Genomic DNA, 14,131 nt, shown 5'->3' with positions numbered 1-14,131 from the left:
ACTCCTCCTTATTTAAGTTAGATTTTCAAGAAGCGACCGAGCGATGTCGTCGATCCCCAGATCCCGATGAACGCACCGAGTGCAAGTAAGACGAGCGATACTTGTACCGTGAGCGTCGATGGATCAATCAACTTAAATATATCACTATTCAATTGATCAAGCGATGGTTGTAAAGCACTATATGCGACGTCATATCCGAAATAAATGACGAGAATCGGGACGAGAGCACCAAGCATACCGAGAAGCAGTCCTTCGATAAAGAACGGCCAGCGGATAAAGCTGTTCTTCGCTCCGACGAGTCGCATGATTTCAATCTCACGACGACGTGAGAAGATGGTCATCTTGATCGTGTTCGAGATCAAGAACATCGCCATCAATGTCAATCCGACGATCAACGCGAGTCCACCGATGCGAATCCCGTTGAAGAAAGCAAACATTTTGTCGATGTAGTCTTTTCCGTACTTCACATCGTCGACATTTTCGAGTGAACCGACCGACTTGGCCACTTCCTCTAGTTCTGTCGGGTCTTGCGCTTTGACGATATAACGGGCATGGAGAGGGTTGTCTTTCTCAACCGTTCCGTATGCTGCCGCATCGTCCCCGAGTTGGGTCTGGAACTTCTGAAGCTCATCCTCTTTCGAGCTGAACGTGACCGTCGAGACGCCCGGCACCTGTTCAATGTTCTGTCCGAGTTTCTCTACCGAGTTCTCATCCGCTGTCCGGGTGATGAACACTTGAATCTCGACATCGTTCTCGACGTTGTCCGAGATCTCATTGACGTTGAACATGACGAGTGCGAAGACACCGACAAGCAACAAGGTGATTGTCACTGCACTGATTGCCGCGAACGACATCCATCCATTACGAAGTGTTCCTTTGAACCCTTCACGCAAATGGCGCAATCCAGTCTTAAACATCATAGCCATATGCTCCTTTCTCTTCATCGCGAACTACTTTCCCATTCTCAATCGCGATGACGCGGTGACGAATCTTATCGACGATGTCACGGTTGTGCGTCGCCATGACGATTGTCGCCCCGCGGCGGTGAATTTCTTCAAACACTTCCATAATGCCCCATGCCGTTTCCGGGTCCAAGTTCCCTGTCGGCTCATCGGCGATGATGAGTTTTGGTTTATTCACAATCGCCCGTGCGATTGAGACACGTTGCTGCTCTCCACCTGAGAGTTCATCTGGATAGTTGCGTGCCTTGTTTTTCAATCCGACAAGGTTCAACACATCCATGACTTGTTTACGAATCGACGTCGCGTCTGCCCCGACGACTTCTAATGCGAACGCAACGTTCTCATAGACAGTGAGTGTCGGAAGCAACTTGAAGTCTTGGAAGATGACGCCGAGTTGGCGGCGCAGCTTCGGTACGTGCCGGTCTTTCAATTTTCCGACATCAAGCCCGTCAATCAACAATTGACCGGCCGTCGGTTTCTCCTCACGATAAATCATCTTCATGAAGGTCGACTTTCCGGCACCGGAAGGCCCGACCACATAAAGGAACTCGCCGTCGCGAATCTCTAGATCGAGGTCATCCATGGCTACAACGCCGTTTGGATATACTTTACTGACTTTTTGCATCGAGATCATAACGTATTCCCTACCCTTTTTAAAATATTTTTATGCATCTATGACGAAGTTGAATCAATTGTTTTAGTTACTGTATATTTCGCCTAGAGTCTTTTTTACAGGAAACAATCCCCTCTGTCAAGGTGTCCTTTTTTCGTGTTCTCCTGGTCAAAAAATCATCTAGGGCATAGTTGAAGCGACTACAATTATATCAATCCAACTTTTAAAAGACCATTACAGGATTGTTTCAGTTCGATTGATTTCAGTGGGAAAATCACGCCATGAAACTCTATTTCACCCCCTTTCTCTTCATTATGAAATTCTATTGAATAGTAACGAATCGAACATCGTATAGGAGTCTATACAGAACAAAAAACGAAGCTGATTGCGTTTTTGCAATTCAGCTCCGTCTTTCATTTAAGGTACCTTGAGAAAATCAGGTTCCAGTCGATATTAATCTGCTTTGTCTTTTAATACATCGAATGGGGTGCGTTTTTTCTTTCGATATTGAATATGGATGGTTGGTGACTCATATTCATCTTGAGCGCGAATATCTTTACTTGAGACTCGCATAAACGACCATCCAAGTAGAATCATGATGAAAATTAAGGGGAACCCACCAACAATACTTGCTGTCTGTAAAGTTTCAAGTCCTCCAAGGAACATAAGAGTGAGCGGCATAATTGATAAAGCGAATGCCCAAAACAAACGATTCCATACAAGTGGTTCATCTTCCACATGTTTTTGTGTGACAGATGCCAAAATATATGAAGAAGAATCAAACGTCGTTGCCAAGAAGATAATGGCAAGGACAGTAAAGACCGCAACTACTGCACTTCCAAATGGCAATTGACTAATGATCGCAATGATGGTCGGAGCTGGTCCATAAGTAGCCATATACGAAATGACATCAAACGTTCCACTCAAGTGAAGATATAGTCCATAATTTCCAAGGACTCCGAAAAACAGTACACAACCGAACGTTCCATAAACCATTGTTCCGATAATCATCCCGCGAATTGTTCGTCCACGTGAGATACGGGCTACAAATAATCCGACGAACGGTGCATAAACGAGCCACCATGCCCAATAGAACACAGTCCATGACTCAGGGAATCCGGTTGAAGTGAATCCACCGAAATCACCGAATGGTTCCATCCATGTCGCCATTCGGAAGAAGTTATCCATCACAATACCCACACCATTAAATGTTGTTTCTAAGATGAAGCGTGTTGGTCCAAACACAAAAACAAATGTGAGAATTCCTAATGCAAGCCAAATGTTCAAATCGCTCAGTAATTTAATTCCTTTGTTTAATCCCGCATATGAACTGAGCGCAAAAATAACAGTACAAACTAGCATAATGACTGCCTTCATCCCAAGTGATACAGGAATGCCTGTCAATTCACTGATTCCTTCGGCAATCATCGGTGTCCCAAGTGCAAGTGTTGTCCCTGCTCCTCCGAGTAGTCCAAAGATGAATAAGATATCTATTATTTTTCCGAGTGGACCGTCCGAACGACTTCCAAGAATCGGACGAACCGCCTCACTGACTTTCAACACGGATACGCGTCGTACATAATAGAAATACGCGATTGGGAGCGCTGGCAGGGCATAGATCGCCCACGCAATCGGTCCCCAATGGAACATTCCATAAGCCGTCGACCATTGAATGGCTTCTGTTGATTCAGGTGTCAGACCAAACGGTGGTCCTTCATAATAGTACACCCATTCGATGACAGACCAGTAAAGGATACTTGATCCGATTCCTGCAGCGAACAACATTGCCGCCCATGAAAAGTTACTAAATTCAGGTTCCTCATCTTCGTCGCCCAACTTGATGTGGCCATTCTTACTGAAAGCAACGTAGATCAAAAATCCGAATGCGCCAAGTCCAAGCGCTAAGTACAAAATCCCAAAGTTTGATGTCATATACTCATTTGCCATTCCCACTAAAGCCTTACCTGTTTCAGGAAAGAAAATTAAAGGTAACGTTACCGCCAACAGCAAGATAACTGAGCCGATAAATGTTGGCCAGTCGATTAATTTCGCCCTCAAAATGATATCACTCCATTTCTATAATCTCTTAATAACCATAACAATAATACAGAAAATTGCAACAATTAATCAAAAAACCACAGGGTCGCCAAGCGACCTCTGTGGTTTGATTGTTATTTTTTCTCAGCGAGCCAAGCGGCAACTGCCATAATCTCTTCATCGTCTTCGATGACGTTCGCAGGCATTGCGCCCTGACCGTTACGAATCACGTTTTCAATCTCTTCTGCCGACAAACGAGCACCGACTTGCTCGAGTGACGGACCACTCATTCCTTCAAGGTTCGCACCGTGACATGCCGCACAGTTTTGTGCGTACACCGCTTCCGCGTCAACCGATGCCGTGTTCGAGCCCGAATCCCCGTTGCTCGACGTGTCCTCTTCTTCGCCGCCACATGCGCCGAGTGTCAGCATGGCGCCGAGGCCGATGGCCATCATCCATTTTTTCATAACCACGTTCCCCTCCTAAGTTGTAGAAATGACCTACATTTACCATTATAGCCGTTCACGTGTACTTTCTAACCTAATCTCACGAAAAGTACACAAAGATTCCACAACTTACGGAACGTTGATATAGCGTTTATCCGACGTGAACCCTTGTCCGAGCACCTCGTGCGCCTCGCTGAAGACGAGGAACGCCTCCGGGTCGATCCGACGGATGATCTCTTTCAGACGGCTCACCTCGCTCTGACGGACGACGATCATGAGCATCGGACGGTCGAGACGAGAATACGCCCCGATCGCCTGAATCTCCGTCGCGCCACGGTCGAGCTCCTCAAAGACGGCTCGGACGATGAAGTCCCGCTTCTCCGAGATGACATACGCCATCTTGTCCTGCGTGAACCCGAGCTGGACGAAGTCGATCATCTTGACCGTGATGAATAACGCGATAAGTGCATAGAGCCCGGTCGAGAACGAGAACGTGACAGCAGCGGTCAAGACGACCATGCCATCGAGGATGGCGATACAGAGATAGAGCGGGATGTGCGTGAACTTATGTAAGATCTGTGCGATCAAGTCCATTCCGCCTGTCGAGGCACGTCCTCGGAAGATGAGTCCGAGGCCGACACCGACACCGACTCCACCAAAGATGGCGGCGAGTAACGTATCGTTCACGGCAGCTCCCGCATCGATCGCCTCATAGAAGAGGATGACACCCGGTAAAAAGATGGAGCCGACGAGCGACTTCACGCCGAAACCGAGACCAAGGATGGCCCATCCGATGATCAGTAGCAACACGTTCGCCACGAGCTGGAACGCCCCCGGCGAGATGCCGAACAGTTCATACGTGATGACCGAGATTCCGCTCACCCCGCCCGACGCGAGGTTGTTCGGCAACAGGAACAAGCTGAAGGCCGAGGCGACGAACACCGAGCCCGTCAACAAATATAGATAGTCTTTGACGATTTGCTTCATTAAAGAAATTCTCCTTTACAGACAACGTGGCCCAAAGACGGGAGTCTTTGAGCCACATGCATCACATATTTGTTTTACGAAGGTAAGCATCGATGAACGGCATGACGTCGCCATCCATGACACCACTTGTGTTTCCGACCTCGTGGTTCGTACGGTGGTCTTTGACCATCGAATACGGGTGGAAGACGTATGAACGGATTTGGCTACCCCAACCGATGTCCGTTTTCTCCCCACGGATCTCGTCGAGCTTACGTTGTTGCTCGTCGAGTTCGCGTTGGTACAATTTCGCTTTCAACATCTTCATCGCCGACTCACGGTTCTTGATCTGTGAACGTTCTGTCTGACAAGAGACGACAACGCCTGTCGGCACGTGCGTGATCCGGACGGCAGAGTCTGTCGTGTTGATGTGCTGTCCGCCGGCACCTGACGCGCGGTACGTGTCGATGCGGAGGTCTTCTGTCCGTACTTCGATTTCGATGTCGTCATCGAATTCTGGCATGACATCACATGACACGAACGACGTGTGACGACGGCCTGAGGAGTCGAACGGCGAGATGCGGACCAAACGGTGAATCCCTTTCTCCGCCTTCAAGTAGCCGTACGCGTTGTGCCCGACGATGCGGAGCGTGACCGACTTGACGCCCGCTTCTTCACCAGGAAGGTAGTCGACCGTCTCGACTTTCCAGCCTTGCTTGTCTGCGAAGCGCTGATACATCCGAAGAAGCATCGATGCCCAGTCCTGTGACTCGGTACCGCCCGCACCCGGGTGTAATTCCAAGATCGCGTTGTTCGCATCGTACGGTCCGTTCAAGAGGATCTCGAGCTCGAAATCATCGAACTCTTTCTTGAGCGATTGAATCGTCTCCGCGAGCTCTTCTTGCATCTCGGCATCCGGCTCTTCTTTGATGAGTTCGAGCGTCACTTCGCCGTCCTCATGTTGTGTCGCGAGGTCTTGATACTTGTCGACCATCGCCTTGAGGCCGTTCGACTCGTCGATGACTTTTTGTGCTTTCTCTTGGTTGTCCCAAAAGTCAGGGTACGTCATCTCGTTCTCGAGCTCGGCGATGCGCGCTTCCTTCTCCGTTAAGTTGAGCGAAGCTCTGTAGTTCTCGAGGCGCTTCGCCATCGCCTCAAGTTCGTTCCGAATATCTGAAATTTCCATAGTGTTGATTCACCTTTCCGTAGGAAAGAGGCGAGCGGACCCGCCTCTTCAATAATTAAGCCTGTTGTCTACCATGACAGTTCTTGAACTTCTTACCAGACCCACACCAGCACGGATCGTTCCGGCCGATGCTGTCTTCTTTCGAACGACGGACCGGTTTCTTCTTGACCGGTGCGTCTTCCTTGCCTGAGACGGCGACTTCTTCTTCGACGACTTTCTCGCGTCGGAGGTTGTCCCCGACTTCGGCACGGAGCACGAAGCCTGTCACTTCTTCTGAGATGGCTGCGTTCATCGCATCGAACATGTTGATCCCTTCCGCCTGATACTCGCGGAGCGGGTCGTTCTGTCCGTATGCACGGAGATGAATCCCTTGACGCAACTGATCCATATGGTCGATGTGAGACATCCAGTGCGAGTCGACGGCACGGAGCACGATGATCTTCTCGAACTCGTTGAAGCGCTCAGGCGGTGCGAGTTGACGTTTCGCCTCGTACTGCTCGTTCACGCGCTCCATGAGGAGTTCGATGATCTCTTCGCGTTCTTTGCCGAAGAAGTCTTTGCCTTCGACCGTACGCTCGAGCGCGAGCGTCTGGTTCGCCCAGTGCGCGAGCTCGTCGATGTTCCACTCTTCTGGCACGAGTTCGATCGGCGTATATTGACCGACACCGAGTTCGACCGTCTGTGCCATCATCGAACGGACGATGTCTGTGACCGACTCGTTCTCGAGGATGCTCGAGCGGTCTTTATACATGACCTTCCGTTGGTCGGCCATGACGTTATCGTAACCGAGAAGCTGTTTACGCGCATCGTAGTTATTTCCTTCGACGCGTTTTTGAGCCGATTCGACGGCTTTCGAGACCATGCGGCTCTCGATCGGTTGCGTGTCGTCCATCCCGAGGCGCTCCATCATGTTCTGGAGGCTGTCCGTTCCGAAGCGACGCATGAGCTCATCTTCGAGTGACAAGTAGAACTGGGATTTACCCGGGTCCCCTTGACGACCTGAACGACCACGGAGCTGGTTATCGATCCGGCGTGACTCGTGACGCTCTGTCCCGATGATATAGAGACCACCGAGGTCGATGACACCTTCGCCGAGCTTGATGTCGGTACCACGACCGGCCATGTTCGTCGCGATCGTGACCGAGCCTTTTTGACCGGCGTTCTCGATGATTTCCGCCTCACGCGCGTGGTTCTTCGCGTTCAAGACGTCGTGACGAATCTTCTTCTTCGTCAAGAGCTTGCTCAAGTATTCAGACGTCTCGACGGCGACTGTACCGACGAGGATCGGTTGACCAGTCGCGTGGACCGTCGCGATCTCCTCGACGACGGCTTTGAACTTCCCTTCCATCGACTTGAAGATGAGGTCTGAGCGGTCCTCACGAAGGATCGGTTTGTTCGTCGGAATCGTCACGACTTGCATGTTGTAGATGTTACGGAACTCTTCTTCCTCTGTCTTCGCCGTACCGGTCATCCCGGCAAGCTTCTCGTACATACGGAAGTAGTTCTGATACGTGATCGTCGCGAGCGTCATCGATTCACGTTGAATCTCGACACCTTCTTTCGCTTCGATCGCCTGATGAAGACCTTCCGAGTAGCGACGTCCGTCCATGACACGACCGGTGAACTGGTCGATGATCATGACTTGTCCGTCACGCACCATATAGTCGATGTCGTGATGCATGACCGCGTTCGCACGAAGGGCGAGTCCGACGTGGTGGTTGACCGCGACGTGCTCGATCGCGAACAGGTTGTCGATGCCGAAGAACTTCTCGGCGAGGTCGACCCCTTGGTCCGTCAAGAGGACCGATTTCGTCTTCACGTCGACCGTGTAATCATCTTCCTCTTTTAACGTACGGACGAATGCATCGGCACGCGTATAGAGTTCCGTCGATTTTTGAGCCGATCCTGAGATGATGAGCGGGGTACGCGCCTCATCGACGAGGATTGAGTCGACTTCATCGACGATCGTATAGTAGAGCTCGCGTTGCACACGGTCTTCCTTATAAAGGACCATGTTGTCACGGAGGTAGTCGAATCCGAGCTCGTTGTTCGTCGAGTACGTGATATCACAGTTGTAGGCCGCCTGTTTCTCGACACGGTCCATGTTCGACACGTTAAGGCCGACCGAGAGACCGAGTGCGAAATAGAGCGGCTCCATGAGTTCTTTATCTCGCTTCGCCAAGTATTCGTTGACCGTTACGACGTGTACGCCACGGCCCGTGAGCGCGTTCAAGTAGACCGGAAGTGTCGCAACGAGCGTCTTCCCTTCACCGGTTTTCATCTCGGCGATGTCACCGTTGTGGAGCACGTAACCCCCGATGAGCTGGACACGATAGTGACGCATGCCGAGCACACGCTCTGATGCCTCACGACAGACCGCGAACGCCTCTGGCAAGATATCGTCGAGCGTCTCGCCTTTCTCTAGGCGTGCACGGAACTCTTCCGTCTTCGCTTGAAGCTGTTCGTCTGACAATGCTTTGATTGGTTCGGCGAACGACTCGATCAAGTCGGCCGCTTTCTCTGCTTTTTTCAATACTCGTTTCTGTGGAGCAAATAACTCTTTCAAAAAGTTCGCCATACTCATATCTCCTCTGCACTCACTAAAAAATGCATGTTTTTTCCCTAATGTACAGTTTAACCGAAGTGGTGCCACCTTTCAAGGAAAGGCAAAACGAAACGACCCCCCGAAGCCGGAGGGTCGTGTAAGGTCAAGTATATTATTCTGGTTCGATCAAGCCATACTTCCCATCTTTACGACGGTAGACGACGTTCGTGTTGCCCGTTTCCGCGTCAGAGAAGACGAAGAAGCTGTGACCGAGCATGTCCATTTGAAGAATCGCCTCTTCCGTGTCCATCGGTTTCAATGTGAAGCGTTTCGTCCGTACGAGTTCGAGTTCTGCCTCGTCCTCATCGTAGACGGCCGGTGCATCATCAGGTCCTTCGAGGGACTTGAAGTACTCGCCGACGCCACCTTCTTTCCCGCGTCCTTTACGGTTGAGTTTCGTTTTGTGTTTACGGATTTGACGCTCCAATTTATCGACGACGAGGTCGATTGCCGCGTACATGTCGAGGTTGATGTCCTCGGCACGGAGCAACAAGTTCGGCATCGGGATCGTCACTTCCACTTTTTGTTTCTCGTTATACACTTTTAAGTTGACGTAAGCCGTCTGTGCATCCGTAGGAGTTGTGAAATACCGAGTCAACTTCTCCAGCTTTTTCTCGACATAGTCTTTGATTGCTGGTGTGACCTCAATGTTTTCGCCGCGAATGTTATAAATCATCTGAACTCCTCCTTAAAATAACCGCTTGAACCAATGATTCGTCGAACGTGACGGAATCTCCTGCTTCATTCCTAAAAGAAAGTGGAACCAGGTGGCTCACTAATATTATACCCCGAAATCGCTATGTTTGAAAACGTTATCATCAGAAAATAATGACAATTTTGTTCCGAATTCAACATTTCCTACAACGAGCGAAAGGTATAGAAAGAAAATACCCATTCCACCCATTTTTAAACGCCTTTTTTCATTATGCAGACAAAATAAAAAGCCGACTCCCGAGGGAGCCGGCTTCACGGTTTGAAATTATAATTTTACAACGTTAGCCGCTTGTGGGCCACGCTCGCCATCAACGATTTCAAACTCTACGTCTTGACCTTCGTCAAGTGATTTGTAGCCTTCAGATTGGATTGCTGAGAAGTGTACGAACACGTCTTTGCCGCCTTCTACTTCGATGAATCCAAAACCTTTTTCTGAGTTAAACCATTTTACTTTACCTACCATGTGTAAATCCATTCCTTTCACCATTGGAGAATACAGAGGGTTGTCCTCTACGGCTAATCTTACCACCTTCTTGTAAGCGTGACAAACACTTTCTCAAATATTTGTAAACGTTTCGTCATTTGGCTTTCATTGGAATTCTATTTCCCTACTTTTCATATTGTCTTGTTGAATTTACATTTTTTGTGATATATCATTGAAGGGATGATTTAGGTTTGTGCCGTTTGTCATTTAGCCGATCCTGAAAATCTAATACGAGGAGGATGGTGCAGCGTATGCGCTCCTACTATTCTGAGGAAAAATATCGCATCACAAAGCGAACCGTGGCGATTCTCCCTTGCTTTGATATTATGAAGCAGTCACGGATCATTCTCGAGGATGGCACCGAGATTTCAACCCCGCTCCGGCCGTACCAGTTGTTGCAACTTTCTTGCCGCCAGTACAACAGCTCGATCGAGGAAAGAATCTTCATCGCCAAACGCGTCGCCGGCGTAAAAGGGAAAGTCCCTGTCGTGATCGAACCGACAACCGGACTCGTCTTCTTCCCGACGAAGTCTCCGAAGCGAGACGATTGTGAATGGTATGCCTGGTCCCATATTCGAGACATACTGAACATCGAGGAGGAGCCGAACGGCCTCGTCCTCACAAAAGATGGACATCAAATCCAGACGAACGCGACACCGTACGTCCTTCGGAACCAACTGAAAGCGACAGGAGAACTCGTCGCCCGGTTCCAACAATTAAATGCGAGCCCAGCGCTTGAATCATGACACGCCTTCCGTCGAAAAGACGGAAGGTTTTTTTCGTTTGTTTCGCTTCATTTTTTGAAAAAGAGGTCGATATTATGGTCGAGGTGACAAACATGCAAATTCAAGCCCAAGCGACCGCCGTCAGTTCGGTCTTACCAGGCATCCAGACGAATCGGACCTATAAGGCCGAACTCGTCAAACAGACAGGCCCCGACTCCGCGATCGTCAAGATCAACGGCGAAGAAGTCGAGGTCACATTCAAAGACGGGCTTCCGAAGACGAACCCGTTCCACGTGACGCTTGCCGAACAGGACGGCGTCTTGCTCGCGACCGTCGTTCCACAAAAGGAAGAGACGCTTGAACCCGCACCACCTGCATCGTCAAAGCTCGACACGAAGATCCAGACGCTTCTCGCTTCCCTTCCACCCGAAGTCCGAAGCGCCGTCAGCCGTCTGCTCCAGTCCGGGCGTTTGCCGATGAACGAGGACACGGTACGCCTCCTCGAGACAGCTTTTAAAGGAGACATGCGCGACGTCATCCTTCATCTAAGGACGCTCGACACTCAGGTCGTCCCGCGTGAGATCGCACGAGAGATCGCCGTCCTTTCTTTAAATGAGGCGAGACAACTCCTCACACCACCATCACCAGACGCCCCGTATCCTCAAAAAGAGCGCTACGTCGAACTCGTCAACTTGTCACGTCCCGTGAGCGAGCGGGTGACACCGACGCCTGAGACGATCGACCGGGTCATCCGTGACTTCCCTGCCCCACCGAAGATGGAGCGCACCGAACCGTTGCCGCTACCTCCAGTGAACGGACGACAAGTGATGGTCAAGGAAGTGACGAGCCATCTCGCGAACGTGACGAACACGTTCCGAAACGAACAGGCGACGGTGACAAAACAACTCGGACAGGTCGCCGCACTCATCGAAACGAATCCTCATGTGGCACGTCCCGCGCTTGAGACCGTCTCGACCCGCTTGACCCAACTCGTTCAAAAGACGGATGCGCTCCTTCACACAGATGTGACGCAGGAAAAACAACTCGTCGCCATGACCGCGAAGCTCGACCTCGCCTTGTCGCTACTCTCGACAAAGCCACAAGAGAGCGCGGCACTCGTCAAAGACGTCCGAGCGACGTTGAACGACTTCCGTTACGCTCCGAACCAGGCACGGATCGAATATATCCCACATGGCGCGATGCGCGCAGGGGAGATCCCGAACGTCACGCCGCTGAAACTTGACGCGACACTATCCGGTCGACACGTCCAGGAAGTGACACAACGCGTCCAGGCACAGTCGCAGCTCGCACAGGCGAACAACATGCCGACTTCCGCTCTATCGGTGCGAAGTGACACGACGAACCCCGAAGCGCAGCGACTCGCGTCATTCCTTCAGGTCCAACAGACGCTCAACCGCCTCGATGGTGGGCAGCTCCACCAGCTCCTCTTCGCCCTTCCGGCGAAAGTACAGGAGATCGACACCGGGATTCACGTCCATATCCAAAACCGCGAGGCCGGTGACGTCGTCGACTGGGAGAACAGCGTCCTCTATATCCGCTTAGAGACGCCTCGGCTCGGCGAAATCGGTGTCAAACTCGAAGCGAAAGACCGGAACCTCCGCCTCACGCTCGAGCATGACGATGCGACGGTCGAACGACTCGCCCGCCCGCTCCTCGGCAAGATCGAACAGACGCTCGAGACGATCGGCTATAAGAGCGTGACGACCCAGTTCAAACCGCTCACGAAAGCCGAACGCGTTGTCGATGAGCCTACGATAACACCGACGACCGGCTATGACTTCAGAATTTAGGAGGCCACGATGTACCAACGCATGGATTTGACGAAACGAAAGACGGCCGCGGTCGTCCGCTATGACGAATCGACGGACAAAGCGCCCGTCATCGTCGCCCGTGGAACGGGAGCCGTCGCTGAAAAAATTCTACAAGAGGCACGTGCCCGAGGGGTGGCGGTCGAGAACAATCATTCCTTGCTCGGACACCTGCTCGACCTCGACTTAGGGGACGCCATCCCTCCGCAACTGTATGACGTGATGGCGGAAGTGTTGCTGTTGATAGAAGAACTCGATTCCATTAAAGGAGAACCAAGATGAACCCAACCCAGTTATATGAAATGAGGCCTGAAGAACTGACACAGGCGATGTTACACGCACTCACGTATCATTACGAACGCGCCCAAGGCTCGACGATTGCCGAACGAAATCGTCACCTGCGCCAAGCGCGCGAGCTGTTGGTCAAGCTCCATCAAGGACTTCATGACGGCGGCGGCATCATCGCGGCGCAACTCGATGAAATCTATCTCTATATGGCGAATGCCAGTGTCGAGGCGATTATCGACCAGGACCAACAAAAGATCGCCGAACTACATACGCTCGCAAGCGACCTCGACAAAACGTGGAGCGAGGCGATGGAACGCGCGAAAACACAATCTGTCCCGACTGGAGGAACCCGCTATGAAAATTACCAATAACGTCCAAGCGTTGAAAGCCTATACGTCACTCTCGTTGAACCAGGCATCGATGAAGAAGACGATGGACCGACTTTCGAGCGGTGTCCGCATCAACAAGGCGTCTGATGACGCGGCAGGACTCGCCATCTCCGAGAAGATGCGGATGCGTCTCGACTCGCTGTCGATGGCTGAGCGCAACACGCTCGACGGCATCTCGCTCACCCAAACGCTCGAAGGTGGGATGAACGAGACGCATTCCCTCCTCCAGCGCATGCGTGAACTGTCTGTCCAAGCGGCGAACGGGACGCTCAGCGAGGACGATGCGAAAGCCGTCCAGGAAGAGATCAACGCCTTGACGGAAGAAGTGACACGAATCGCCGAGACGACGGAGTTCAACTCGAAGAAGATCATGAACGGGGAATACATGCAGGGCGCGAGCACGCTCTTCTTCCAAATCGGGGCCGGCAATAACGAGGCCGTCGTTTTGAACGTCGAAGACATGCGGGCGCACGCACTCGGCATCACGACGACGACAGCGGGAGGCGGAGCGTTATCTCCCGTCGACCATGACAACAATCAAGCGACAGCAGAGGTTTCTTACTACTCCCTCAGCGTATTGACGCCAGACAAAGCTGGAGAAGCGATTGCGAAGTTCGATGCAGCCATCAACCGTGTGTCACTCGAGCGCTCGAAGCTCGGGGCCATCCAAAACCGGCTTGAGGCGAACGTCAGCGTCGTCGCCATCGGTTCTGAGAACTTGACGGCGTCCGAGTCACGAATCCGTGATGCCGATATGGCCCGTGAAATGATGGACTTCGCCCGACTCAACATCTTGAATCAGTCCGGCATGGCGATGATTGCGCAGTCGAACGCATTGCCGCAAGGCGTGTTACAATTATTGAACTAATCTAAAGAAAGGACGGTTGCCC

At 51.3% G+C, this 14,131-nt stretch carries 14 protein-coding genes; 5 read left to right on the top strand and 9 right to left on the bottom strand.

Going from position 1 to position 14,131, the window contains the following annotated elements; genetic code table 11:
* Window positions 1-17: 17 nt before the first annotated feature.
* The 9 genes from ftsX to cspD form a co-directional block, all read right to left on the bottom strand.
* On the bottom strand, window positions 18-920 hold the full coding sequence (gene ftsX, locus KNO92_RS02810) for a permease-like cell division protein FtsX (protein WP_214760056.1): 903 nt from the start codon (window positions 918-920) through the stop codon (window positions 18-20).
* Window positions 910-1,596 carry a cell division ATP-binding protein FtsE gene (gene ftsE, locus KNO92_RS02805; protein ID WP_214693591.1) on the bottom strand — a complete coding sequence of 229 codons (687 nt, stop codon included), beginning with the start codon at window positions 1,594-1,596 and terminating at the stop codon, window positions 910-912. The genes ftsX and ftsE overlap by 11 nt, the downstream gene beginning before the upstream one ends.
* A 432-nt stretch (window positions 1,597-2,028) precedes the next feature.
* Window positions 2,029-3,633 (bottom strand): BCCT family transporter, encoded by a 1,605-nt coding sequence (locus tag KNO92_RS02800; protein ID WP_214760053.1) that lies wholly within the window; start codon window positions 3,631-3,633, stop codon window positions 2,029-2,031.
* Window positions 3,634-3,746: 113 nt separating this feature from the next.
* Window positions 3,747-4,079, bottom strand: coding sequence for a cytochrome c551 (gene cccB / locus KNO92_RS02795; protein WP_214760052.1), 333 nt, complete (start codon window positions 4,077-4,079; stop codon window positions 3,747-3,749).
* 108 nt (window positions 4,080-4,187) lie between these two features.
* Entirely contained in the window at window positions 4,188-5,045 is an 858-nt protein-coding gene (locus KNO92_RS02790; RefSeq protein WP_214693594.1) for a YitT family protein, read from the bottom strand.
* A gap of 61 nt (window positions 5,046-5,106) precedes the next feature.
* A complete protein-coding gene (gene prfB / locus KNO92_RS02785; protein WP_214693596.1) occupies window positions 5,107-6,207 on the bottom strand; it encodes a peptide chain release factor 2 in 1,101 nt (366 codons plus the stop codon).
* A 55-nt stretch (window positions 6,208-6,262) separates the two neighbouring features.
* Window positions 6,263-8,785, bottom strand: a complete 2,523-nt coding sequence (gene secA / locus KNO92_RS02780; protein WP_214760051.1) for a preprotein translocase subunit SecA — start codon at window positions 8,783-8,785, stop codon at window positions 6,263-6,265.
* A gap of 139 nt (window positions 8,786-8,924) precedes the next feature.
* Window positions 8,925-9,488 (bottom strand): ribosome hibernation-promoting factor, HPF/YfiA family, encoded by a 564-nt coding sequence (gene hpf, locus KNO92_RS02775; RefSeq protein WP_214687196.1) that lies wholly within the window; start codon window positions 9,486-9,488, stop codon window positions 8,925-8,927.
* A gap of 303 nt (window positions 9,489-9,791) precedes the next feature.
* A complete protein-coding gene (cspD, locus tag KNO92_RS02770) occupies window positions 9,792-9,989 on the bottom strand; it encodes a cold-shock protein CspD (protein WP_012726946.1) in 198 nt (65 codons plus the stop codon).
* 272 nt (window positions 9,990-10,261) lie between these two features.
* On the opposite strand from cspD, the gene KNO92_RS02765 reads away from it, so the two are divergent.
* From KNO92_RS02765 to KNO92_RS02745, 5 genes are all read left to right on the top strand, one after another.
* Window positions 10,262-10,756 (top strand): competence protein ComK, encoded by a 495-nt coding sequence (locus tag KNO92_RS02765; protein ID WP_214745974.1) that lies wholly within the window; start codon window positions 10,262-10,264, stop codon window positions 10,754-10,756.
* Window positions 10,757-10,830: 74 nt separating this feature from the next.
* The gene (locus KNO92_RS02760; RefSeq protein ID WP_214760050.1) at window positions 10,831-12,546 is read left to right on the top strand and encodes a hypothetical protein; all 1,716 of its coding nucleotides are present in this window, start codon (window positions 10,831-10,833) and stop codon (window positions 12,544-12,546) included.
* 9 nt (window positions 12,547-12,555) lie between these two features.
* Entirely contained in the window at window positions 12,556-12,846 is a 291-nt protein-coding gene (locus KNO92_RS02755) for an EscU/YscU/HrcU family type III secretion system export apparatus switch protein (RefSeq protein WP_214760049.1), read from the top strand.
* Window positions 12,843-13,223, top strand: a complete 381-nt coding sequence (locus KNO92_RS02750) for a flagellar export chaperone FliS (protein ID WP_214760046.1) — start codon at window positions 12,843-12,845, stop codon at window positions 13,221-13,223. The genes KNO92_RS02755 and KNO92_RS02750 overlap by 4 nt, the downstream gene beginning before the upstream one ends.
* Window positions 13,207-14,109 carry a flagellin N-terminal helical domain-containing protein gene (locus tag KNO92_RS02745; RefSeq protein WP_214760043.1) on the top strand — a complete coding sequence of 301 codons (903 nt, stop codon included), beginning with the start codon at window positions 13,207-13,209 and terminating at the stop codon, window positions 14,107-14,109. Before KNO92_RS02750 ends, KNO92_RS02745 begins: the two co-directional genes overlap by 17 nt.
* Window positions 14,110-14,131 lie beyond the last annotated feature (22 nt).

Origin of the sequence: Exiguobacterium sp. s129, assembly GCF_018617585.1 — a bacterium.
Classification (GTDB): domain Bacteria; phylum Bacillota; class Bacilli; order Exiguobacteriales; family Exiguobacteriaceae; genus Exiguobacterium; species Exiguobacterium aestuarii_A.
Note: the sequence above shows the minus strand (reverse complement) of the source record. Positions and strands in the feature narration are given on the sequence as shown.

Excerpts from the sequence above, each read along its gene's own strand:
- prfB (WP_214693596.1), bottom strand. The coding sequence starts at position 6,207 with ATGGAAATTTCAGATATTCGGAACGAACTTGAGGCGATGGCGAAGCGC.
- cspD (WP_012726946.1), bottom strand. The coding sequence starts at position 9,989 with ATGGTAGGTAAAGTAAAATGGTTTAACTCAGAAAAAGGTTTTGGATTC.
- KNO92_RS02750 (WP_214760046.1), top strand. The coding sequence starts at position 12,843 with ATGAACCCAACCCAGTTATATGAAATGAGGCCTGAAGAACTGACACAG.
- KNO92_RS02745 (WP_214760043.1), top strand. The coding sequence starts at position 13,207 with ATGAAAATTACCAATAACGTCCAAGCGTTGAAAGCCTATACGTCACTC.
- KNO92_RS02760 (WP_214760050.1), top strand. The coding sequence starts at position 10,831 with ATGGTCGAGGTGACAAACATGCAAATTCAAGCCCAAGCGACCGCCGTC.
- ftsX (WP_214760056.1), bottom strand. The coding sequence starts at position 920 with ATGATGTTTAAGACTGGATTGCGCCATTTGCGTGAAGGGTTCAAAGGA.
- KNO92_RS02755 (WP_214760049.1), top strand. The coding sequence starts at position 12,556 with ATGTACCAACGCATGGATTTGACGAAACGAAAGACGGCCGCGGTCGTC.
- KNO92_RS02790 (WP_214693594.1), bottom strand. The coding sequence starts at position 5,045 with ATGAAGCAAATCGTCAAAGACTATCTATATTTGTTGACGGGCTCGGTG.
- hpf (WP_214687196.1), bottom strand. The coding sequence starts at position 9,488 with ATGATTTATAACATTCGCGGCGAAAACATTGAGGTCACACCAGCAATC.
- secA (WP_214760051.1), bottom strand. The coding sequence starts at position 8,785 with ATGGCGAACTTTTTGAAAGAGTTATTTGCTCCACAGAAACGAGTATTG.
- KNO92_RS02765 (WP_214745974.1), top strand. The coding sequence starts at position 10,262 with ATGCGCTCCTACTATTCTGAGGAAAAATATCGCATCACAAAGCGAACC.
- ftsE (WP_214693591.1), bottom strand. The coding sequence starts at position 1,596 with ATGATCTCGATGCAAAAAGTCAGTAAAGTATATCCAAACGGCGTTGTA.
- cccB (WP_214760052.1), bottom strand. The coding sequence starts at position 4,079 with ATGAAAAAATGGATGATGGCCATCGGCCTCGGCGCCATGCTGACACTC.